The organism is Corallococcus sp. AB038B, assembly GCF_003668955.1.
In the GTDB taxonomy this organism is placed as follows: domain Bacteria; phylum Myxococcota; class Myxococcia; order Myxococcales; family Myxococcaceae; genus Corallococcus; species Corallococcus exiguus.
This window is the reverse complement of sequence record NZ_RAWO01000199.1, coordinates 1-417: the sequence shown is the minus strand read 5'-3', so window position 1 is coordinate 417 and position 417 is coordinate 1. Positions and strand designations below refer to the sequence as shown.

Annotated in this window: 1 pseudogene; it reads left to right on the top strand. The window is 71.5% G+C overall.

Going from position 1 to position 417, the window contains the following annotated elements:
• A pseudogene (locus D7Y04_RS44835) lies at positions 1–400 on the top strand (RNA polymerase subunit sigma); the annotation flags it as partial.
• Positions 401–417: the final 17 nt, after the last annotated feature.

The following is a 417-nucleotide window of genomic DNA, read 5'->3' as shown; positions in this document are numbered from 1 at the left end:
CCTCCAACAGCGCACTCGCACGGCGCTCGAAGGCTTCCTCGGCGCGCTGCTGTCGGGAGATGTGGCGGCGGCCGAGGCACTGCTTGCCCACGACGTGTTGACGCTGACGGACGGCCGGGGCGAGGTGCGCGCGGCCCAGGTGCCCATGGTGGGCGCGAAGCGCGTGCTGACGTTCCTGACGCGGCTGATGGAGCTGCGTGGGACTCCCCTCGCGGTGGAGCTCCAGTGGCTCAACGGCCTGCCCGCGCTGGCGCTGGTGTATGCGCCCGCGAAGGATCCGCTGCTCGCCACGAACGTGGTGGTGCGCGTGGAGCTGGGAGCGGACGGACGCATCGCCTGCATCCACTCGGTGCTCACACCGCGCAAGCTCTCCGCCGTGCGCATGCCCGTACCCGCCTGAGTCGATCCGACCCAGCG